This is a genomic window from Bhargavaea cecembensis DSE10, from assembly GCF_000348905.1.
Taxonomy (GTDB): Bacteria; Bacillota; Bacilli; order Bacillales_A; family Planococcaceae; genus Bhargavaea; species Bhargavaea cecembensis.
Window position 1 is genome coordinate 154580 of the sequence record NZ_AOFT01000004.1, and the last position, 20908, is coordinate 175487.

Annotated in this window: 17 protein-coding genes; 1 reads left to right on the forward strand and 16 read right to left on the reverse strand. The window is 54.0% G+C overall.

Annotated features, from left to right (window positions below):
• Window positions 1-193: 193 nt before the first annotated feature.
• The 3 genes from C772_RS05515 to C772_RS05525 are packed head-to-tail and all read right to left on the reverse strand — an operon-like array spanning window position 194 to window position 3255.
• Window positions 194-1195 carry a VOC family protein gene (locus C772_RS05515; protein WP_008298079.1) on the reverse strand — a complete coding sequence of 334 codons (1002 nt, stop codon included), beginning with the start codon at window positions 1193-1195 and terminating at the stop codon, window positions 194-196.
• 12 nt (window positions 1196-1207) lie between these two features.
• Window positions 1208-2374, reverse strand: coding sequence for an acyl-CoA dehydrogenase family protein (locus tag C772_RS05520; RefSeq protein ID WP_008298080.1), 1167 nt, complete (start codon window positions 2372-2374; stop codon window positions 1208-1210).
• Between the two features lie 20 nt (window positions 2375-2394).
• Window positions 2395-3255, reverse strand: a complete 861-nt coding sequence (locus tag C772_RS05525) for an alpha/beta fold hydrolase (RefSeq protein WP_008298081.1) — start codon at window positions 3253-3255, stop codon at window positions 2395-2397.
• Between the two features lie 180 nt (window positions 3256-3435).
• Between C772_RS05525 and C772_RS05530 the strand changes: the two genes are divergently transcribed.
• Complete coding sequence (locus C772_RS05530; RefSeq protein WP_008298082.1) at window positions 3436-5211, forward strand: helix-turn-helix domain-containing protein; 1776 nt, start codon at window positions 3436-3438, stop codon at window positions 5209-5211.
• A gap of 107 nt (window positions 5212-5318) precedes the next feature.
• Here C772_RS05530 and C772_RS05535 read toward each other — a convergent pair whose 3' ends face one another.
• The 13 genes from C772_RS05535 to C772_RS05595 form a co-directional block, all read right to left on the reverse strand.
• Window positions 5319-6518: an MFS transporter gene (locus C772_RS05535; RefSeq protein WP_008298083.1), complete on the reverse strand. Its 1200-nt coding sequence runs from the start codon at window positions 6516-6518 to the stop codon at window positions 5319-5321.
• Between the two features lie 330 nt (window positions 6519-6848).
• The gene (locus C772_RS05540) at window positions 6849-7811 is read right to left on the reverse strand and encodes an SMP-30/gluconolactonase/LRE family protein (protein ID WP_008298084.1); all 963 of its coding nucleotides are present in this window, start codon (window positions 7809-7811) and stop codon (window positions 6849-6851) included.
• Between the two features lie 131 nt (window positions 7812-7942).
• Complete coding sequence (locus C772_RS05545) at window positions 7943-8932, reverse strand: 2-hydroxyacid dehydrogenase (protein ID WP_008298085.1); 990 nt, start codon at window positions 8930-8932, stop codon at window positions 7943-7945.
• Window positions 8933-8995: 63 nt separating this feature from the next.
• Window positions 8996-9691: a FadR/GntR family transcriptional regulator gene (locus C772_RS05550; RefSeq protein WP_008298086.1), complete on the reverse strand. Its 696-nt coding sequence runs from the start codon at window positions 9689-9691 to the stop codon at window positions 8996-8998.
• A gap of 130 nt (window positions 9692-9821) precedes the next feature.
• Complete coding sequence (gudD, locus tag C772_RS05555; protein ID WP_008298088.1) at window positions 9822-11177, reverse strand: glucarate dehydratase; 1356 nt, start codon at window positions 11175-11177, stop codon at window positions 9822-9824.
• On the reverse strand, window positions 11174-12490 hold the full coding sequence (locus C772_RS05560; protein WP_008298090.1) for an MFS transporter: 1317 nt from the start codon (window positions 12488-12490) through the stop codon (window positions 11174-11176). The genes gudD and C772_RS05560 overlap by 4 nt, the downstream gene beginning before the upstream one ends.
• 76 nt (window positions 12491-12566) lie before the next feature.
• Window positions 12567-14036, reverse strand: coding sequence for an alpha-ketoglutaric semialdehyde dehydrogenase GucD (gene gucD, locus C772_RS05565; RefSeq protein WP_008298091.1), 1470 nt, complete (start codon window positions 14034-14036; stop codon window positions 12567-12569).
• Window positions 14037-14972 (reverse strand): 5-dehydro-4-deoxyglucarate dehydratase, encoded by a 936-nt coding sequence (gene kdgD, locus C772_RS05570; protein WP_008298092.1) that lies wholly within the window; start codon window positions 14970-14972, stop codon window positions 14037-14039. It lies immediately after the preceding gene.
• 68 nt (window positions 14973-15040) lie between these two features.
• A complete protein-coding gene (gene garD, locus C772_RS05575; RefSeq protein WP_407637186.1) occupies window positions 15041-16576 on the reverse strand; it encodes a galactarate dehydratase in 1536 nt (511 codons plus the stop codon).
• A gap of 8 nt (window positions 16577-16584) precedes the next feature.
• Window positions 16585-17601 carry a mannonate dehydratase gene (locus C772_RS05580; protein WP_008298094.1) on the reverse strand — a complete coding sequence of 339 codons (1017 nt, stop codon included), beginning with the start codon at window positions 17599-17601 and terminating at the stop codon, window positions 16585-16587.
• 95 nt (window positions 17602-17696) lie between these two features.
• Window positions 17697-18692 carry a tripartite tricarboxylate transporter substrate binding protein gene (locus tag C772_RS05585; RefSeq protein WP_008298095.1) on the reverse strand — a complete coding sequence of 332 codons (996 nt, stop codon included), beginning with the start codon at window positions 18690-18692 and terminating at the stop codon, window positions 17697-17699.
• A gap of 34 nt (window positions 18693-18726) precedes the next feature.
• On the reverse strand, window positions 18727-20247 hold the full coding sequence (locus C772_RS05590) for a tripartite tricarboxylate transporter permease (protein ID WP_008298096.1): 1521 nt from the start codon (window positions 20245-20247) through the stop codon (window positions 18727-18729).
• A gap of 12 nt (window positions 20248-20259) precedes the next feature.
• Window positions 20260-20754 carry a tripartite tricarboxylate transporter TctB family protein gene (locus tag C772_RS05595; RefSeq protein WP_008298097.1) on the reverse strand — a complete coding sequence of 165 codons (495 nt, stop codon included), beginning with the start codon at window positions 20752-20754 and terminating at the stop codon, window positions 20260-20262.
• Between the last annotated feature and the right edge of the window lie 154 nt (window positions 20755-20908).

The window sequence follows — 20908 nt, forward strand, 5'->3', positions numbered from 1 at the left end:
TATTACGACAACGGACGAATAACAATCAATGACTATCGGAAACTCCGTGAGCGCTTCATAGTTTCCTCTGTATTTACTGATAAAAACTTACGGAAAACAAAACGAGATCAACCGAAAAGTGAGCTATGTACTTTAAAAGATCCACGCCCTCAAACGAGAGTGTGGATCTTTTGTGATTGCCTGTCAGGCTCAGTCAGTTCGGTTCTTTTACGACCAAGTCTTCAAGCGGCCCGGCAAACATGGTCGATTGGTCGCTGTTCGGCCGGTTGGCCTGATCACCCCAATAAGTGAAGGCAAAGTCCATCTCGTCCATCGTCCATTCAACCGGCTCCCAGTCCGGGTCAAAGATGAGGTAACTGTTTGAGAACAGCTCGACACGCACTCCGCTCCCCGGGTCGATCACATACAGATAAAGAGCCTGTGAGATGCCATGTTTCCCCGGACCCACGAATTTGATATCCACTTCACACAGGATATCGGCCGCGCGCAAGATATCTTGGGCGTTATCGGACCAGTAGGCAAGGTGGTGGAGTTCCTGGGTAGACGCCAATGTCGGATCACCCATGACGGCAATATCATGGACAAGCGGCGTGACACTCATCCATGCCGCTACTACCGCATCGTCTGGCGCTTTAATATATTCCCTGATCTTAAAGCCCAACTTCTCAGCCAGGAAGTTGATGATGGCTGAAGGATCACCATTCGTCCCGATATTGACATGATCAATCCGACGCGGCGATACACCCTTTGCCCACGATTTATAGACTTGGTTTTTCAGCTTCGCACGGCGTTTTTCACCGGCAAGCGGCTTTTCTATCTTGTAATAGATTTCAAACGGATGCCCCGAAGGCAGCTGGAATCTGATGGCTTCGCCTTGCCCGGCTTCTTCGCCCGCGGCAACTCTCGTAACTTCGACACCTGCGTCCTCCAGGAGGACCGCGAAGCTTTCCACATCTTCTTCCCGCTTTGTCCGCCATGCGATATGGTCAATCCGGGATTCCTCCCCGGCTGCAATGGACAGCGTATGATGCTCAAAGTCGCCCCATGCCCTTAGGTAATGGACGCCATCGACTACTTCTGTCTCTTCAAGGCCGATGACCTCTTTGAAGAACACCAATGATTTATCCAAGTCCTTAGACACCAGCGCCACATGTCCCAGCTTCGCAATTTCAGGCAGTTGTTCGAATTTCTTCATAGTGATTCCCCCTTAGCCTCTTGAGAGTGTGTCAAAGCCAAACAGATGCTTGCCGTAGTGCTCCAGTCCATCTTCATACAGGGATGTGATATGAGTAGCGATAGCGGTCAGGTCGCGCAGCATCACTTCAAGCGGATTCCCCTTCGCGAGCGACCCTGCTCCAAACGCCAGCGTTGCCCGGACCGCGATATCCATGCAGTTCTGGATGATCTGCACACGGATTCCGTTGTAGACTGCATGCGGATATTGCCCCTCATCACTGTTCAGCATGTCGATGTATTCCCTCATCATGCCGGATGCCGCCTGGTATTTCAGCGTCATTTCAGCGAGAACGCGCTGTGCAGTCGGTGATTCGCTCGCAGTCTGTCCGCCGATCCGGACTCTTTTCTTTGTCCGTTCCCGGTACTCGTCAATGACCCGCTCCGCCGCGCCCAGCGCCATTGCAGGGAATCCGACAAAGAATGCCGGGAAGAACGATACATTGTAGTAAAGATAGTCCTCGTCCACTTCGAGCGGGTGCGGTTTTCGTCTTTGAATGATCTCATTGAAGTTGAGGACCATATCGTCCGGGACGAATAGGTCTTCGATGATGATCGTATTGCTGCCGGACCCCCTCAGTCCGAGCGAATCCCATTCCTTGATCAGCTTGAAGTCATTCCTGTGGACACAAAATGCGATGTGTGCCGGTGGTTCCCCTTCGTTGGAGAAGTACAACGCACCGACGCCTACCCATTCCGAATAATTGATCCCGCTGACAAACTTCCAGTGGCCGGAGATTCTGAAGCCCCCCTCCACCTTCGTTGCCTTTCCGATCGGCGGGAAGATGTCGGCAATCAGGCCGCCCGTGCCGTAGACCTCGTCCATCCGGTGTTTCGGCAAATAGGCAACCCAGGAATTATGCAGAGAATAAAAGTAGGTGAGCCAGGCGGCGGATAAGTTGTAGTACCCGACTTTTCTGATCATGTCCGTGTATGTGTTAAACGAAATCTGAGGATGGCCGTACTCCTTCGGCTTGATCAGATGGTGAATGCCTTCCGATTTGATCAGGTCCACCACTGCCTGGGAAATCGTCGAATTCTCCTCCGCCGACTGGTTTTCCGCCTCGGCCAGCTTCCCGATCCGCTCCGCACTTTCCATGAGCTGCGTGTAGAGATCAACTTCCTGGATCGTCGTTTTCATAGAATCCCTCCTCCGATTCGTCAGACGTTCACTTTTTCACGGGCGCCGATAAACTGGTCGACGTACTCGACAAACCGATCTTCCTTTTCAATCTGGAACCAGTGTCCGCATTCCTTGATCATGACAAGCTCCGCTTTCGGGATATGCTCCATCAGGAAAAGCGATGCCTCTTTCGGAACGAACTGGTCCTCGTATCCATGCAGGATCAGCACATCCTGTTTGATCCGCCTCAGTGCACTGACCGGGATGGCGATCTCAAGAGGCGACTGCGGGAACAGCTTCGGATAAAGCTCCCGGACCTCAGGCTTCATGATGTTCTGATAGCGGAGCCGGACGATTTCTTCAAGGCTATCCCCGATGACTTTTTCGTCATAAAGGAACCAGGTCACGAGATTCCTGAATGCCTCGATTGTGGGATCCTTAAAGAAGTTCGTCATCCTCACGATTTCGATCGGCGGGGTCGTGCTGACCGGCCCTGCACCGCCGCTGCCCATCAGCGTGATCTTGTCGAACCGGTCACCGGAGTGCATGAGTGCACTGAGGGCGATGAATCCCCCCATTGAATTCCCTACAAGATGGGCCTTCCGGATTCCGTGATGATCCATCAGTTGGAGAATCTGCTTGACCCGCAATGTCGTCCATTGCCAGAATGTCAGATTGGTATCTTCAGGCAACCCTGTCTTGCCGAAGCCGACGAGGTCCGGTGCAATCACCTGATACTTTCCGGAGAAACGGGGGAGGATGTACTTCCAGTTTGATTCCCCGTTGGCTCCCGGTCCCGATCCGTGAAGGAAGATGATGGTCTCATCGTGCTCCTCACCGGCGTGGCAATAGGATGTTGTGAACCCTTCTGTTTTCAGTTCCTTGATTTTGTAGGACATTTCCCTCTCCCCTTTCAGTTACCTGCTGTGCAATTACAGATTACTTGTAAACGTTTTCACTATCTATCGGTGTTTTTATTTATATCTTCTGTATTTTCAATAAACAATATTGTATAGTGAGTTACAACTCTTATTGGTTAACCGAATCTATTACCACAGTACGGCATAGGGGGAAACAGGATGAGAAGGTCGTCCACTGTGCAGGCTTCCGATTTGGTGGTCACTTCGGAGGCTTTCGGTCTTCTGAGGAAAGCACTGATTGAAAACCTGGGAACTGAGAAGTCGGGAAAGCTCCTTCTTCAATTCGGGAAAAGGCTGGGGGAAAACAAAGCACTGGAATTGAAAAATCACCATTCGGACCTGGCTGCACTGATCAAAGAAGCCACAAATGCCCATATCGAGCTCGGTCATATTTCCGCAGTGCTTTACCCGGAGATCAAACCTGGAATTGATGGGCGGATTGAATTCACACAGGGAGTCGGCATATGGAAGGATTCGTTTGAGGTCACCCTTCATCTCAACCATTTTGGCCAATCGGAGGAGTGCTCCTGCTACACACTCAGCGGGTTTGCCAGCGGAATGATGAGCACCATTTTCAGCGAGGAAATCTTCGTAAAAGAAATGACATGCCGCAGCAAGGGGGACCCGGACTGTTCGTTTGATGCCCGCACCCGCGATGATTGGGAAAGTCTGGGCGAGGATCTGGAGATTTACGATTCCACCACGTTCATTGATGAACTAGAGGCAACATACGATGAACTTTTCGAACACCGGAAACTGCTCAATAAAGTCACCGCTTATCATCATCAGCTGACAACCGCACTGACAGACGGCAAGGGTATTCAGGAGATTGTAAATATCGCACAGGGAATTCTGCGGCAGACCGTCATCCTCTATCACCCTTCCGGCAGTGTGGCCCATCATTCCGAATCCGCTGATCAATCCGGCCCGGATTTGCCCGGACACCTGCTTTCCGCTGTCAAGAAGGCACAAATCATCCGGTACAATTCTTTCTATTACCTCGTCAGCCCCATCTACCTTCAGAACAAACTGCATGCCTTTATCGCTTTTCAGTACGAAACAAGGGATATCAATGAAGAGGATCACCTTTTCATCGAGCGGCTTGTCAGCGTACTGAGCCTTTGCATGCTGAACAGCCAAGTGGCATTTGAAGCTGCGGAACGGCTTAAAATCTCGTTGCTCGACCAGCTCATCCATGAACAATGGGAACAGGACGAGCATTTCATCTCCCGTCTCAAGTACAGCCAGCCCGGTATTGAAAGCCATTACACAACTGTAGCCATTCAATACAAAAGAAACCCGGATGAACAGATTGACCGGATTGAGCTTCTGATGCACTTCGCAATGCTGATTGATAAGTACCGATTAAAGGCACTGATCACCGCCAAACAGGATTACTTGATTGTTGTGGGCTATAGCATAGATGATCCTGACACCTTCAGAAAGTCAGTAGCTGCGGTCATGGATCAATATCAGAACAGCTATCCGGGATTCACTCTGACTGCAGGATTCAGTACCCCGTTTGATGACTTGACCCGCATCAAACCATCACTTGCCCAGGCAGTGCAGGCGATGAATTTTCCAAACGGCGAACGCTTCACCCATTTCAATGATCTTGGGTTTCTCGGGATCCTTCTGGAAGACAGCGACCCGGAAAAGCTTCTTCATCTCGCCCGCAAACAGTTCAACGACCTGCTTGATACACGGGATGACAAAAACAAAGAGCTGCTTCAGACCCTTTATGCTTACCTGAAACATGGCGGGAGATTCGAAAAAATCGCCAGGGAACTGTCCCTTTCCGTCGGCGGCGTCCAGTACCGGATGAGGAAAATCGAGGAGACATTGGATATCAACTTAAAGGATCCTTCTGTTACGTCCTATTGTCTGATCCTGCTGGAATCGCTGATCCTGATGAATCAATTATCGCTGTCTTGACAGAATAAGAGAGTTTCGGGTCGAACCCGGAACTCTCTTTTTATCTCCACACAACAAAACACCCCCCTGCCAAAAGCAGGAGGGTGAAAAGAAGATTCAGGTGACCATTACTCAACAGACACCTGAGGCGCACCGGTCTTGGCCCTCGGCATTTTCACCGCAACATACCAGACCAGCGCCAGTGCAAACAGGCCGACGGTGCTGATGAGGAGCGGGAAACGCCCGATGTCCTGGTTGAACAGCTGCATGATCGCTCCGAAGACGAATGGTCCAAGGATACCGCCAAGCCCCTGTGCCACAACGACGAGACCGACATAGGAAGTCCCGGAATTCGGCGGCGTCGCCTCGGTGACACGCGCGAACACACCCGGAAGCCCGATGCCCATCCCTGCCCCTCCGATGATGCTTCCGATAAAGATCATCGTCAGGCTATGGGAGAAGTAGCAGACCAGCATCCCCACACCCGTCATCAGGACGGCGACCGGCAGATAAGAGACCGGGAGCAGGTGCTTGACCTTCCCGAAGACAAAACCGGCGAGGAGTGTTCCGAACGTAAAGACGGAAATTGCCATGCCCGCCTGTGTCGCAGTGCCGAGCTGGTCGTTCTGGATGACAACCGAAATGTTGGTCACATAGCCGAAGATCAGAGCGGAGTAAACCATCTGTCCGAGTGTGACCGAATAAACCACTCTCGGTGTTTTGACTTTGACCTTTCCGGCTTCCGCCTGACCTTCCTTCTTTTTTGGTTCCGGCAGGTAAAGGAACGTCAGCGCCAGGATGAAGATCGGAAGCAGGTATGTGAGGAACCCGTACTGCCAGCCGAACGCATCCGCAAGCATGCCGCCAGCGAGCTGGTAGAAGATCGCCCCGATGCAGGCGACGGTGGACGTGCCGAAGCCGATCAGGAAGTCCTTCTCGCGCCCTTCGAAGAAATCGGTGATGATATCGATCGACAGCGGCATCGTGATCCCTACACCGAGACCGAGCATCCCGCGGAAGGCGATGATGAGCGGCAGGTTATCCGCAAGGAAGAACGGCATCGTTCCGCCGATGACAAACAGCGTCAGACCGGTGAACAGGAGATGCCGCTTGTTGAAACGTGCAGACAGCTTGCCGTAGAAAAGTGCGGGAAGAATCTGCAGCAGGCCCGGGAACGTCGCCACCATCATGACGATGGTCGGGTTGTAATCCGGGAACGCCTTGATGATGTCGGCCATGATCGACCCGGCGACGCCCGCCGCCACGTCCTGGAACGCGATGAGCACAATGAGGAACTTCAGGAAATTGCGGTTGATGTTTCGCTTCATAGGATCCCCCTTAATGAATTGAACCTCACAACAATCCGACAGGAGCCGTGTTTACCTTTTTTATAACGGACCAGCAGATCGTCCCCCTTTCTCTCCCTCCGGAGAAGCAATAATTGAATTGAGAAAGCGCAAGGCAGAAAATAAAGCGCTTACATCACTTCGCTCACTAATTGTATTTTAAATTTTCTGAGACTTAAATACATGGCGATGAAGTCCATAGCTGGTTGCCGAATTACCTAGGGATTGGTGGTAAATAGTTGCGGAAAGCGGGACGCATATGAAAAAAGTCCCGTCCGGCAAGACCGGACGGGATTTCACTGAGTGTAGGATTTACTTTGAGCCGTAAAGCGGCAGGCCCTCTTTTTTCACCTTGATGCGCCAGACTTCGTTCTTGGAGGATTCGGTGACATACAGGTACCCGTCCCTGAACGCAAGGTTGGTGGTAAAGGTTCCGGCACCTTCCGGCAAGCGGATCGTTCCGTATTTAAAGCCGCTTGCATCAACGACGGCAATCTCGCCGGCCTGGAAGTGGGCGAAGTACAGATTCCCTTCTTCGTCCACAGCCACTCCGTCCGGTCCGATGCCGCCTTCAAACTGGGCAAAGACGAACGGAGTTTCAGGGGAAGCCGCCGCAGCCTTGGACGGTGCGGAAACAATCCGGTTCTTGCCGAACTCAGAGATGTACACACGATTGCCGTCCGCAGAAATGGCGACACCATTCGGATAGGCAATGCCATCCGCAAACACTTCGACTTCTTCCGTCTCAGGATTCAGGTAATAAACTGTGCCCGTCGGATTCAGGGCATCGGACCCGATCGGATCGGTGAAGTAAAGCCCGCCCTTCTCATCGAATACCAGGTCGTTCAGCCCTTTGTATCCGCTGAGGACGGTTTCCGTTGTTCTCTTCTCTGGATCATAGGCAAACAGATTGCCCGTAATACTTGTGATGAACAGGCGTCCGTCCTTGTGGAACTTCGCTCCAACGGCACCCGGGATCTCGTCCACGGTTTTCACCTTGTTCCGCTCAACCTTCAGAAGCTCGTTGGACATCGGACTGACCATCCACATCGAACCGCTGCGGTCGAAGTTAATCCCTTCCATAAAGCGGCTCTCCGCCGCGCCGTCGACGACTTTTTCCCATTTCGCGCTCGGATGGATGATCTCGGAGATGCTGTGCCGCTCCCCCTTCGGCACCTTCTTGGTTTCATACAGCGACTTGGCCCCGACAAAGGTCACCGTGACCAGACAAAGCGCAATCAATACGGCAATCGTTACACCCAACTTCTTCTTCAAATGAACATGCCCCCTCACTCCGAATTGCGGCTTCCCCTAAAGCTCTTGACCAGCCCATGAAACCGCTATCATTAACTATAGAAGCAGAAAGAGAGGGCGGACAATATGAAGAATTATCGGAGATTGGGAGATTATTCGTAGGAATTTGTTGTATTGCGGGAAGCTTTTACTTCAGAGTTGATCAGAGATGGAGGTGTCTTCCCGCTCAAGCCCTCGATTAGGTTCTGAATCGCCAGCCTCGCCATTTCCAATCGGGTCTCCGACGTTGCGGAGCCGATATGGGGCAGTGCGACCGCATTCGGAAGGCTGAGCAGCGGATGACTGATGCCGATCGGCTCCTTTTCGAACACGTCCAGTCCCGCAGCGAGAATTCGGCCGGACGTCAGCGCTTCAACCAGGGCATTCTCGTCAACAAGTGCCCCTCTTGAACCATTAATGAAGATGGCGCTCTCTTTCATCAATCCGAACTCTCTTTCCCCGATCATTCTGATGGTTTCTGGTGTCTGCGGAGCCATCAGGCAGACAAAGTCCGACTGTCTCAATAAATCCTCCAGATCCCTATAGACGGCATCTAACTTCGCCTCTGCTTCAGGCTTTCTCGTCCGATTATGGTAAAGGATCTCCATCCGGAATCCGAACCGCGCCCGCTCGGCAACCGCCTGTCCGATTTTCCCCATTCCGATCATTCCCAGGGTTTTCCCGTGGACATCCACTCCGAACAGTGAATTGTCGATTTTTCCGGTCCAGCTGCCTTCCTTTACATAGCGGTCCAGTTCAGGAATCCTTCTAGCCGTTGAAATGAGCAGTCCGAAAATGGCATCAGCCGTCGTCTCGGTCAGGACATCGGGTGTGTTCGTTGCAAGGATTCCACGATTCGTCAGTTCATCGATGTCGAGATTGTCATACCCGGCTGAAATGTTGCTGACGATCCTCAATGAAGGGGCCCGGTCAAGCAGTGCAGAATCAACCACCAATCCAGAACCTATCAGCCCTAAAGAAGACGGAAGAGCCTGCTCAAATTCCGGGCTGCCCGGTGCGGCCGTGACAACTTCAAACTGCTTTTCCAGTTCCGCCACACACCCATCCGGCATTGCACTATAAATCATCACTTGTTTCTTCATCCGATCTCCTCCGCATTTGCACAATGAGCCAAAAAGAAAGCAAGGCGGAAAATCCGCCCTGCCTCATGATTCCGTCCTTAGCTCACTGTTCAGGATCTTGTCTCTCACATACTTCAGGTGATCATACATCTTCTGGAACGCCTCTACAGGATCCCGTTTTTTAAGCGCTTCCAAGATGGCTTCATGGTACTGAATGGTGAGGTCCGGCTCACGGAATGGGATGAGCGAATCGGTCTTTTCGTGGGCGATCAGAAGCGATTCAATCATGCCTTCAACAACCGGATTTTTCGCGCTGAATGCAATGATCCGGTGGAATTGCTTGTCGTATACACCGTAGTTATCACGGTTGCGACGGATGTTTTCAATCGTTTCCGCGAGTTCTTCCAGTTCCTCATCAGTGATTTTCTCGGCTGCAATGGTAACGAGTCCGAGCTCAAGGGTCATCCGGGCCTCGATGACAGCCGGCAAATTGTTGATGGAGATGGCGAGCATCGCCCGGAATGGGCTGCTCCCGACCTTATGGTTGACGAACGTGCCGCCGCGCGGCTTTCTCGTGATCACTTCAAGCGTTTCAAGCGAGCTGAGCGCTTCCCGGACGACCGGCCGGCTCACATCCAGCTGCTCCATCAGTTCCATCTCCGGCGGAAGCCGGTCGCCGGGCTTCAACTGTCCGCTCAGCAATAGGGTGACAATCTGTTCCATGACCTGCTGGGCCAGCGTATTCCGCTTTACGGTATCCACCTGATAGGGTTTCTGCATCGCTGTCCCTCCTCTCCTTTTGACTGACAAAACGACAATTTTCATTTCATTCATTATACAATTTCCTATGCGCCGAGGCAAAAAACGGAAGGCCGGCACTTACCGGTCTTCCGTTTCATGTATCCGTTCATCAACGGACCAGGCAAGGTTTTTTCGGGTCAAACGTCCACCCCGGGATCAGGTACTGCATCCCTACGGCGTCATCCCGGCGGCCGAGTTTCATGTCCACATAAAGCTTATGGGCCTTTTGAATTTCATCCATATCAATGTCTATACCGAGACCCGGGGCTTCCGGTACGGCCACTTCACCGCCTTTAATCTTCAACGGATTTCTCGTCAGGCGCTGGCCGTCCTGCCAGATCCAGTGTGTATCGATCGCCGTGATTTCCCCAGGCGCCGCCGCTGCCACATGCGTGAACATGGCAAGAGAAATGTCAAAGTGGTTATTGGAGTGCGACCCCCAGGTAAGGCCCCAGTCGTGGCACATCTGCGCGACCCGGACCGACCCCTGCATCGTCCAGAAGTGCGGATCCGCAAGCGGGATGTCGACTGAGTGCAGCTGGATGGCATGGCCCATCTGGCGCCAGTCCGTCGCAATCATATTGGTCGCGGTCGGCAGTCCTGTCGCCCGGCGGAATTCGGCCATCGTTTCCCTTCCCGAATATCCGTCTTCAGGACCACACGGATCTTCCGCGTACGCTAGTACGTCACCCATTCCCTTGCAAAGACGGATTGCATCCTCCAATAGCCAGCCGCCGTTCGGGTCAAGTGTGATGCGTGCCTCGGGGAAGCGCTTGGCCAGTGCGGTCACCGCCTCGATTTCCTCCTCACCCGGCAGGACACCGCCCTTCAGCTTAAAGTCCTCAAACCCATATTTGTCATAAGCCGCTTCGGCAAGGCGGACAACCGCTTCCGGCGTCAGGGCCTCCTCGTGACGGATCCGGTCCCAGCCGTCCTGCTCGCCCGACCCGTCACTGTATGGGAGGTCTGTCTTGTTCCGGTCCCCGACATAAAACAGGTAGCCGAGCATCTTGACCTTATCGCGCTGCTGTCCTTCACCAAGAAGTTCAGCTACCGGTACGCCGAGATGCTTGCCGAGCAGATCCAGGAAGGCCGCTTCCAGCGCGGTCACCGCGTGGATGGTGGTCCGAAGGTCAAACGTCTGATTGCCCCTGCCCCCGGCATCCTTATGGGCAAATGCCTTCCTGATCCGGTTCAGTACACTGTTGTACCGTCCGATCGGCTGCCCTTCAACAAGGGATGCCGCCTCTTCCAGAGTCTGCCTGATTGCCTCGCCGCCCGGCACTTCACCCGCTCCGATGTTCCCGCCGCTGTCTTCCAGCAAGACGATGTTCCGGGTAAAGAACGGTGCATGAGCGCCGCTCAGGTTCAGCAGCATGCTGTCCCTTCCCGCCACCGGGATAACCGTGACCTTCCGGACCACCGGTGTTTCTGTCTTTTTCGCTTCCTCAACTGCCGTTTTCATGTAATCGCCCCCTGATCCATTGGAATTTGTTTGATCTCTCCCACGAAAAACACATAACAGAGAATGGCCAATGCAGCGTGGATGCCCACATAAAGGAGGGCCAACTCGAACGAGCCCGTCCATTGTACGAGAATTCCGATGACCACCGGTGTGATGATGCCTGCTGTATTGCCGAACATATTAAAGAGACCGCCGTTCAGGCCTGCAATTTTCGGATTGGATGTTTCCGCGACGATCGCCCAGCCCATCCCGCCGAACCCCCTGCCGAAGAAGGCAAAGGACATGATGGCGACCAAAAGGACAGTCGACTCTGCCAGATTGGCGAAGATGATGGTCATCGAGCAAAGCATCCCGATGATGATCGGGATTTTCCTCGCCTTCGATACCGATATTCCCTTTTCCACCAGACTGTCCGAAAAGCGGCCACCGCCGAGCTGGCCGAAAAACGCGGCAAGTGCCGGGATGGTCGATACCAGGCCGACCTCCAGGACCGACAGTCCTTTTTCGCTGACCAGATAAACCGGAAACCAGGTCATGAAAAAGTAGGTGATCCCCGTAACACAGTACTGCCCGATGTAGATGCCGAGCGTCATCCGGGTCGTCAGCAGCCGGATGATCGGCCGATCCTTCCATCGCATCTTCGCCTGCCGCATTTCCGATTTAATCGCCTGATGATCAGATTCGTTTTTCCTCTCCGATCTTCCTTCCGGCTCACGGTACAGATTCACCCACAGTGCCGCACAAACCGCCCCGATGATCCCGAACACGAAAAATACAGTGGTCCAGCCGAGGTCCTGTGCAATCCAGCCGATGACCGGACCGAACAGGACGACGGCAAAATACTGGGCGGAACTGAAGATTGAGGAGGCTCTGCCCCGCTCTTCAGGAGGAAACCATTCCCCTACAATCCGTGCATTTGCCGGAAAAACAGGCGCCGTGATGAGCCCGCAAAGTACTCTCAGCACAAACAGGCTCATCAGTGCGGCGACCGGTGCCAGGAATCCGGCCAGCGCGTGGAGGCCGATGATTGCCGTCCACAGAAAGATCACCGTACCGTACACTTTTCCCGAGCCGAACCGGTCTAGTATCAGCCCCCCAGGCACCTGGCCGATCACATAGGCCCAGCTGAACGCCGAGAACAGGAAGCCCATCGTTACTTCATCGATCCGCAAGTCGGACGCGATGGGCGCCCCCGCGATGGAGAGGATCGATCGCTCGGAAAAGCTGACTGCGGAAAAGAAAAACAGCATCAGGAGGATTCCGTGCCTCGCCTGCATGTTCCGCTGCTTGCGTATCGCAGTAAATGCGCCCACGCCCTTCCCCCTTTCCGTTGAACATGCGGCGCGCGGCGAAAGAAAAGGCCGGGCAGGCGCCCGGCTCATTCTCTCCTTACTTCACGAATACGGTCTTGATCGACGTGAAGAATTCGATCGCTGCGCGCCCCTGCTCACGGGAGTGGGAGCTTGACTGCTTCATGCCGCCGAACGGCGCCTGGAGTTCGACGCCGGCGCTTTCCGCGTTGATCCGGACGAGGCCTGCATCCATGTCATTGATGAAGGCGAGCGCCTTGGAGATATTCGTCGTGAATACCGAAGCGCTCAGGCCATATTCGGAGTCATTGGCCAGTTCCAGCGCCTCTTCAAAGGAAGAGACTTTCATGAGGGCGAGGACGGGTCCGAAAATCTCCTCGCGGGCAATGGTCATTTCCGGGGTAACTTCATCGAACACCGCCGGCTCGACAAAGTAGCCTTTCGCGTTTGCGCCGTCCACCGAACGGCTGCCGCCGCACAGAAGCTTCGCGCCTTCTTCCTTGCCCTTTTCCACATAGGAAAGGACTGTGTTCAGCTGGCCTTCACTGACGGAAGGGCCCATCCAGCTATCGCTTTCAAGTCCGTCACCGACTTTGATCTCCTTCACTTTCTCCACGAGCTTGTCACGGAATGCTTCATAGACGGCCTCATGGACGATCACGCGGCTTGTCGCCGTACATTTCTGGCCGGTCGATTTAAGCCCGCCGCTGATCGTCGCCTCCACAGCAAGGTCCAGGTCCGCATCTTCCGCGACGATGACCGGGTTCTTACCGCCCATCTCCAGCTGGTACTTGATGCCTCTGGCAAGTGCAGCCTGGCCAAGCTGCTTGCCGACCGCGTTTGATCCGGTAAACGTGATGCCGTTTACTTTCGGATGTTCTGCCAGGCCCTGGCCGATAACCGAACCGGAGCCGGTCACGAGGTTGATGACGCCTGCCGGAATTCCTGCCTCATGGAGGCAGTCGACCACTTTTGCGGCAGTTACGGCCGCTTCGCTTGCGGGTTTAAGGATCACTGCGTTGCCGTAGATCAGAGCCGGAGCCGCCTTCCAGATCGGGATGGCGACAGGAAAGTTCCATGGCGTGATGACGCCGACCACACCGAGCGGGGTGCGCGTCGTGAACATGAGCGCATCCGCGTCGGACGACGGGATGACATCCCCGACCGGGCGCATGCCTTCACCCGCGTAGTAGCGGAGGATCGCGATGCCGCGGGCCGTCTCGCCTTTGGCTTCAGGGAAGGTCTTGCCCATCTCGCGCGTCATCGTGCGTGCGATGTCGTCGATGCGCTCTTCCATGATGGCCGCCGCCTTGTAGAGCAGGTCGCCGCGCGTGCTGCCGGCCAGCTTCTTCCAGCCTTTCTGTGCCTCCGCAGCCGCTTCGACGGCACGGTCCAGGTCTTTATTGGACGAAAGCTGGAAGCGGCCGACGATATCATCGCGATCAGCCGGGTTTCGGCTTTCCGCTGTCTTGCCCGTATCGGATTCCACCCACTGTCCGTTGATGTAGTTCAGGACGGTCTGGACCGCTGTTTCCGTATTTGTCGTCATTCAGGACACCTCCACTGTTTTTTCTGGTACCGGATAGTTCTCAAGCGCCTTTTCCAGAATTCCTTTGAGCTCCTCGTAGTGCTCCGGCTCAACCGGTGCAATCGGCGGGCGGACGGTCGTGCCGACCGGCAGGCCGACGATGTTCATCCCCGCCTTGATCAGAGACACCGCATAGCCTTCTTTCCGCTTTCGGATGGAGTGGATCGGCAGGATGACTTCCTCATGCAGCTCACGGACCGTCTTGCCGTCCCCCTGCTGGAGTGCTTCGAAGTACTTGGCCGAGATATGCGGGATGTAGTTCGAGATGGCCGAGGAATACGTGCGGTAGCCGAGATTGTAGTAGGCGGCCATCGTCACTTCTGCAAGCGGCATGCCGTTGATCCATTCAAGGCGGTCGCCGATCAGCTGAACGGCTTCTGTATTGAATTCCATGTTGCCGACCCCGTCCTTGAACCCGACCAGCTGCGGCAATTCGCAGAGTGCGAGCAGCGTTTCCTTCGTCAGGATGCACTTATCACGCTGATAGACGATTGCGCTCAGATCAGTACTCTCGATGATCGCCTTCAGATAGTTGTACAGCCCGTCCTGGGACGGGTCGATCAGATATGGAGGAAGGATCAGGTATCCGTCCGCTCCCGCTTCCTCGGAAATTTCCGCCTGTTCCAGTGCATGGCTGATGTTTCCGCCGACGCCGGTGTAGACCGGTACGCGACCGTCCACCTGCTTGACGACTGCCTCCACCATCACCTTGTATTCTTCCTGTGTGAGCGCATGCAGTTCCCCCGCTCCGCATGCAACAAAGACAGATTGAAGTCCGCTTTCGAGCAGGAAGTCGATGTTCGCTTCCAGGCCTTTCAGATCCAGTTCCCCATTTTCTTTGAGTGGCGCGACCGGGAAGCCGAGAATGCCGGTCGGGCTCTGACGTTTGATACCCATTTATCCTTCCACCCTTCGGTAATTTTGTTTTATTGTAAGACAATAAAATGATTCTGTCAAATCAGTTTTTAAGTAATCGGTGCCGGATTAAAGAGCACCATGTCATTGCGGATGCCCCATGTGTCAGCCCAGGTCTTTCTGTTTCCGCTGGCGACATCAATAATGGTCCGGAAAATCTCTTCCCCGACTTCTTCGATCGTCGCCTTGCCATCGGCAATCTTGCCGGCATCCACGTCGATCAGGTCATGCCACTGCTCGGCAAGGCCGGTCCGTGTCGAAACCTTGATGACCGGTGCCATCGACAGGTTGTATGGCGTGCCGCGGCCGGTCGTGAAAACCTCCAGGTGCATCCCGGAAGCAAGCTGGAGCGTGCCGCACACAAAGTCGCCTGCCGGAGTGGCTGCGAAGCTCAGTCCGGTTTTGCGGACTTTCTCCCCCGGGCCGAGCACGTCGACAATCGGAGCAGTGCCGGATTTGACGATGGAGCCGAGTGACTTTTCCACGATATTGGACAGGCCGCCGCGCTTGTTGCCGGGCGTCGTATTGGCACTGCGGTCAGCGTGGCCCCTTGCAAGGTAGTCGTCATACCACTTCATCTCCCGGATCAGCGCCTGGCCGACTTCTTCGGAAGCGGCGCGTGTCGCCAGAAGATGGACGCCGTCGCGGACTTCCGTCACTTCCGAGAACATGACCGACGCTCCGGCCCTGACAAGCAGATCCGCAGCATGACCGACCGCCGGATTGGCGGTTACGCCGGACAGCGCATCGCTGCCGCCGCACTGGAGACCTACCGTCAGCTTGGACAGCGGCGCCTCCACCCTCTTTCTCCGGTTGAGCCGCTCCAGGCGCTCACTGGCCATGTCCATGATCGAGCCGATCATTTCGGAAAAGCCCGCCCGGTCCTGGAGAAACAATACGTCCGACTCGCTCTCTCCCGCATCCAGCCGGTCCAGCGTCAGCTTTTCACATCCGAGGCCGACAATCAGCAGCTCCCCGCCGAAATTCGGATGGCTCGACAGGTTCCGGATTGTCCGGATGGGAATTTCCGAACCAAGCCCATCGATTGCGACACCGCATCCGTACGCATGATCGATGGCGACCACGTCGTCAACATTCGGATACTGCGGAAGCAGCTCTTTTCTAATCTTCTCGACCGCATAGCCGAGCACGCCGGTGACACACTGGACGCTTGTCGTGATGCCGAGCAGGTTTTTCGTGCCGAACGAACCTTCCGGGTTCGGAAACCCCATGAAAGTCAGGTCTTCGTCAAGAGGAGGGAGCGGCTTTTCATTCCCGCCGATCTGAAGCTCATCCAATGCCGGCGGTTCTGGCATGCGGACGAGCGCTTCCCGTACCCAGCTTCCCTTCGGAATCGTCTGATCGGCATAACCGATCACTTCTCCGTAGCGGATGATTTCATCCCCTGCTTCAAAATCCTTCAGCGCAACTTTGTGTCCCTGAGGAATTCTTTGCAGAAGTTTCAGGCCATCCTGGAGGATCGTCCCCTCCGCCAGGCTTCCGTCATTGGCAATGATGGCAACATTGTCCCGGTCATTCATCTTGATGGATAGCGGCGTCGTTCCCGATGCAATCTCTGTCATGATTCTCCTCCTTACCGGCCTTCAAATTCATTCAGCGCGTTTAGAAGAGCCTTGATATAGCCAACCGAATAAGCAAATCCGAGGCTTGAAGCTTTCCAGCCGATATTTGAGAATTTCCAGCTGTCGTGCAGATCCGCCACATCCCCGGCGAATGTCGGCACATGGTCCGGGTTCAGGCAGCCGTCATAGCCGACTTTCCTGAGTTCAAGAAGGATCTTGAACATGTTCATGTCCCCGTCGTCCAGAAGCGCTTCTTCAAATGCGCCTGCGGTCGGCAGGCTGCCGCGGACATTCCGGAAATGGACCAGGAAGATCCTTCCCTTCCGGCCGAAATGATTGATCTCATCCATGACGAGTGAGGAACCGCCCGCTTCGGCGCGCGTTCCGATGCAATAGACAAAGCCCACGTTTTTATTCGGAAAGTCATCGATGATCCGGTTCAATCCGATTCCACCGAACGGGGAATCCGGGTGCGGCGTGTCGGACGGATGCATCGCCACCTTGACATCGTAGTCCTGTGCAAGCGGGACGATTTCCCGGTATGCACGCTGGAAGGAACTCCACCAGTTCTGCAATTCTTCCTGGCCCGGCGTCTCAGCTTTCTCCTTCAGAAGACCGATGCTCTCCCCACGGGCAATCGCGCCACCGCGCTGGATGGCCTCATAGCTCAGGCCGCGGCCTTTAAAGACATCTCCCTCGAAGCGCTGGCGGACAATTTTAATCCCGGCCTCTCCAAACACTCTGACTGCATTTAAGGAGTTTTCGAGTTCCTGTTCGCTCCCTTCCTCTCCTTCCATAAACCGCCTGGAGATGTTCGGCAGCGTCACACGATTCATGTCCAGCCCGAATGAGCGGACCCGTTTCTTCAGTTTCAGAAGTTCATCAAGGTCAGGGAATCCCTGCTCTTTCACTCCCTTGAATGACTGGCCGTTGCCAAAGTCCACATAGTCAATGCCCAGCTGGGCCATCTGCCTGAGATCCAAATCAGACAGGTCGGCTGTGTTCACCGTGACCGAAACATGCATCATCGTATTTCCCCCCAGATTCATAAGATCAGGCCCGGGGGTCGGTCTGAGACCGGCCGTGCCCGGGCCTGGCGTTCTGTTCCCTTTGCCTCGGACAATTACTGTCCTTCAGTCAGCTCGTGGAGCTCCTGGTATTCCGCTTCAACTTCCGAGAGCTTCTTGCTCGCTTCCTCAGGATTCAGGTAAGTCGGGTTCAGCCAGGATTTCTTGATTTCCTCCTGGTATTCTTTACTCTCAACGGCTTTGCTCATTGCTTCTGTGAAAGTGGCGACAATTTCATCAGGTGTATCCGCCGGGAATGCCCAGAGGAAGACTTTGTCGACGACGAGATCAACGCCTTGTTCCTGGAAGGTCGGAATATCAGGGGCATCTTCCAAACGTTCTTCCGCCATGACACCGAGGGCGACAAAATCACCCGATTCCAGGTACCCCTGTACGAGGCCGAGCGACGTCGGGACAATATCCACACGTCCTCCCAGCAGTGCAGTGATCTTGTCAGATGCACCGCCGACATCCACAATATTAAATTCAACGCCTGTTTCTTCCTGGATCTGAAGGATCTGCATATAGGTCATCGATCCGACTTCCGTCGCGACAGTCACCTTTTTCGGGTTCTCCTTCGCATAATCAATCATCTCTTCGACATTCTTGAACTTCGAGTCTTTGGACACGACGAATGTGTTCGACTGGTCCAGCACACCGACACCGGCAACCTTCAGGTCGGAATAGGTGTAATCGGCCAGTCCATAGATTTTGTTCAGGAGCATCGAGTTATGGAATGCCAGTACCGTATATCCGTCAGGCTTGGCGTCCTTTACCTTTTGGGTCCCTGTTGTTCCTCCAGCTCCCGTCACATTCGTAACGACTAGCGGCTTGCCAAGTTCGTCTTCCATCGCCTTGGCCATGATCCTTGTGTTCAGGTCAGTGTCCCCGCCGGCCCCCGCAGGGACGATGACTTCAATCGGCTTTTCCGGATACCCGGATGACGAATTGGATTCCCCTTCCGCCTGGTCTGATTCCGCACAAGCCCCGAGACCTGCAGCGAGTGCAATCGCTGCTGCGCCGAACGTGATTTTCTTCCAGATTCCCTTCATGTGTAGTCCCCCTGTTTAATTGATATTGGATGGATCATTGTTCCCCTTCGAGGAGTTCAAACTGCTGTGTTCTTGCGTTTCGCTTCTTCTTCCAGTTGCTGTAGATTTTCAGTCCGATCGATCCCACAGTGAAGATCAGGAACGCAGCTGCAATCGGTGACGTAAGGAACGGCATGAAGTCCCCCTGAGAAAGCATGAGACCGCGCCGCAGGTTCGTCTCAAGCAGAGGTCCGAGGATAAAGCCGAGAACAAGCGGCGTCAGCGGGAAGCCGTACTTGACCATCAGGTAGCCCAAGAGACCGAAGAAGAAGAGCGCGCCCACATCAAACACTCGTCCGTTTTCCCCGTAGGCCCCGACTACACACAGTCCCAAAATGACCGGCATTAGGATATTCTGAGGAATGCTCAGCATCTTCACGAAACCGCGCATACCAAGGAACAGGAACAGAATCATAAAGACGTTTGCAACGAGCAGGGCTGCAAAGATGGCATAGACGATATCGCCATTGTTCTGGATCAGCAGCGGACCTGGTTGAAGTCCGTGCAGCACAAGCCCGCCGAGGAGAAGCGCTGTTACCGTATCTCCCGGGATCCCGAGTGAAATCAGCGGAACGAGTGCACCCCCGATCGCTGCATTGTTGGAGGATTCGGATGCTACAACACCATCCGGTACCCCTTTCCCGAACTTTTCAGGATTTTTCGATGAGTTTTTAGCAGCTACATACGCTAGGATATTGGAGGTTCCCCCGCCGATTCCGGGCAAGATTCCGATACCAAGTCCGATCAGACTGGATCGAAGCCAATTCCAGCCTTGTCCGAGATACTCTTTCAGGCTTACCTTGTAGCTAATTTTCTTCATATTGACTTTCAGATTGTCTTTCACTGTTTTCTCTGCATTGATGAGAATTTCTGAGATAGCGAACAGACCGATCAGCACAGGCAGAAGCGAAAACCCTGCGTCCATCGCTGAATTTCCGAACGTAAAACGCGGAAACGCATCGATCGGAGCAGCACCCACCATGGCAAACGAGATTCCAAGCAGTCCGGCCATCATACCCTTCGCAAGTGACTTGCCCGAAAGGCTTGAGATTAGCGAAAGCGCAAAAATGATGATGGCAAAGTACTCAAACGGGCCAAATCGCAAGGCCACCTTGCCAAGCGGCGGTGCAATCATGATCAGCACCAGGATGCTCAGCAGACCGCCAAGGAAGGAAGCAACAATTGCAAAGCTGAACGCTTTACCCGCCTCTCCGTTGCGAGCCATTGGATAACCGTCGAATGTCGTTGCGATTGACGATGGCGTCCCGGGAAGCTTAAGCAGGATAGCAGGGATTAATCCTCCGGAAACCCCTCCAATATACAGCCCCATCAGCAATGCCATCCCATCGATCGGATCCATTCCGAATGTAATCGGAAGGCAGATGGCAATCGCCATCGTTGCAGTCAAACCTGGGATCGACCCGAATATCAGACCGAGAATGACACCCCCCATGATGAGCAAAATCCCTTTTAATGTGAGAATGGAAGCGAATCCGCTTATCAGCATTTCAACCATTTTCCCACCCCCTTATAGAAGTCCTGACGGAAGCATGATGTAGAAGACATTCCGAAAAACATAATAGATGACACTGGATGCGACAACAGAGACGATGGCAAAAAGCATCCACCTACGGTCCGGCTTGGAAGATAGGATCATCATCTGCAGGAACATATACAGCATGGTGGTGATCAGAAAACCGACAACAGGCATCACGGCCACATAGATTGCCATCAGGACAAATGACAGGATCACCGGGCGGTACGAGACCTCTTTTGCAGTGTCCTGATCCTCTTCCCCCTCTTCTTCCGGGTCCCCCTCTGTCCCGTATTTCACCTTTCGGTATCCCTCGATGATGATCGCGATGCTCATCAGGCCGATGAGAACCGAAATAATCTGGGGCATAAATGCCGGTCCGACCTGTGAGGTTGTGAGTTGCTTAAAGCTCAACGTGGCGGCGAACATGACAACGCTTACAACAAGCAGAAAAATGCCCGACTGGATGTTCTTATTCTTTAAAACCACAGCGATAACTTCACCCCTTTTATAGATCCTTCGTGTGATTATTGGTTATTGTAAGACAATAAAATTGTAGTGTCAATATAAAATTTGAAGTAAATTTAGATAATTCTATTTTGCTTTTTTCATCCCGTTACGCTCCAAGTTCACTTTACTTCCT

What these genes read in the sequence shown, in the direction of transcription:
- C772_RS05515 (WP_008298079.1), bottom strand. Translation starts at nt 1,195, where the DNA reads ATGAAGAAATTCGAACAACTGCCTGAAATTGCGAAGCTGGGACATGTG.
- C772_RS05520 (WP_008298080.1), bottom strand. Translation starts at nt 2,374, where the DNA reads ATGAAAACGACGATCCAGGAAGTTGATCTCTACACGCAGCTCATGGAA.
- C772_RS05525 (WP_008298081.1), bottom strand. Translation starts at nt 3,255, where the DNA reads ATGTCCTACAAAATCAAGGAACTGAAAACAGAAGGGTTCACAACATCC.
- C772_RS05530 (WP_008298082.1), top strand. Translation starts at nt 3,436, where the DNA reads ATGAGAAGGTCGTCCACTGTGCAGGCTTCCGATTTGGTGGTCACTTCG.
- C772_RS05535 (WP_008298083.1), bottom strand. Translation starts at nt 6,518, where the DNA reads ATGAAGCGAAACATCAACCGCAATTTCCTGAAGTTCCTCATTGTGCTC.
- C772_RS05545 (WP_008298085.1), bottom strand. Translation starts at nt 8,932, where the DNA reads ATGAAGAAACAAGTGATGATTTATAGTGCAATGCCGGATGGGTGTGTG.
- C772_RS05550 (WP_008298086.1), bottom strand. Translation starts at nt 9,691, where the DNA reads ATGCAGAAACCCTATCAGGTGGATACCGTAAAGCGGAATACGCTGGCC.
- gudD (WP_008298088.1), bottom strand. Translation starts at nt 11,177, where the DNA reads ATGAAAACGGCAGTTGAGGAAGCGAAAAAGACAGAAACACCGGTGGTC.
- gucD (WP_008298091.1), bottom strand. Translation starts at nt 14,036, where the DNA reads ATGACGACAAATACGGAAACAGCGGTCCAGACCGTCCTGAACTACATC.
- kdgD (WP_008298092.1), bottom strand. Translation starts at nt 14,972, where the DNA reads ATGGGTATCAAACGTCAGAGCCCGACCGGCATTCTCGGCTTCCCGGTC.
- C772_RS05580 (WP_008298094.1), bottom strand. Translation starts at nt 17,601, where the DNA reads ATGATGCATGTTTCGGTCACGGTGAACACAGCCGACCTGTCTGATTTG.
- C772_RS05585 (WP_008298095.1), bottom strand. Translation starts at nt 18,692, where the DNA reads ATGAAGGGAATCTGGAAGAAAATCACGTTCGGCGCAGCAGCGATTGCA.
- C772_RS05590 (WP_008298096.1), bottom strand. Translation starts at nt 20,247, where the DNA reads ATGGTTGAAATGCTGATAAGCGGATTCGCTTCCATTCTCACATTAAAA.